Annotated in this window: 1 protein-coding gene; it reads left to right on the forward strand. The window is 51.1% G+C overall.

The features are described from left to right. Positions 1-47: 47 nt before the first annotated feature. Positions 48-901 (forward strand): hypothetical protein (locus MH144_RS30600; RefSeq protein WP_481857415.1); only part of this gene is annotated, 854 nt, incomplete at its 3' end.

The raw sequence follows: 901 nt of genomic DNA on the forward strand, positions 1-901 counted from the left end.
AGGCACTAACTGCCACTCAAAAGACGCTGGTAGGAGATATCACGCGTTTGACAGAAGCGGAAGCAGCGATTGTGGATTTGGAAGCCCAGGCCGCGGCGGACCTAGAAGTTGCCAATCTGGTAAAAGCAGCAATCGCAGCCTTGCCAGCAAAAGATGATGTAATGCTGACAGACAAAGCAGCTGTGGAAGAAGCCCGCACAAAGTATGAGGCACTAACTGCCACTCAAAAGACGCTGGTAGGAGATATCACGCGTTTGACAGAAGCGGAAGCAGCGATTGTGGATTTGGAAGCCCAGGCCGCGGCGGACCTAGAAGTTGCCAATCTGGTGAAGGCAGCAATTGAAGGCCTACCTGTAAAAGAGGACGTAGAGCTTGCTGACAAAACAGCTGTGGAAGAAGTGCGAACAAAGTATGAGGCACTAACTGCCACTCAAAAGACGCTGGTAGGAGATATCACGCGTTTGACAGAAACAGAAGCAGCAATTGCTGAATTGGAAGCCCAAGCCGCAGCGGATCTGGAAGCTGCCAATCTGGTGAAGGCAGCAATTGAAGGCTTACCTGTAAAAGAGGACGTAGTGCTGACAGACAAAGCAGCGGTGGAAGAAGCGCGCACAAAGTATGAGGCACTCACTGCGAATCAAAAAGCGCTGGTAGGAGATATCACGCGTTTGATAGAAGCGGAAGCAGCAATTGCTGAACTGGAAGCTCAAGCAGCCGCGGATCTGGAAGCCGCCAATCTAGTGAAGGCAGCAATTGAAGGCCTACCTGTAAAAGCAGAAATAGAGCTTGCTGACAAAACAGCGGTGGAAGCAGCGCGAACAAAGTATGAGGCACTCACTGCAACTCAAAAAGCGCTGGTAGGAGATATCACCCGTTTGACGGATGCAGAGGCAGCAATTGC

This window comes from Paenibacillus sp. ACRRY, assembly GCF_022346995.1.
In the GTDB taxonomy this organism is placed as follows: Bacteria; Bacillota; Bacilli; order Paenibacillales; family Paenibacillaceae; genus Paenibacillus.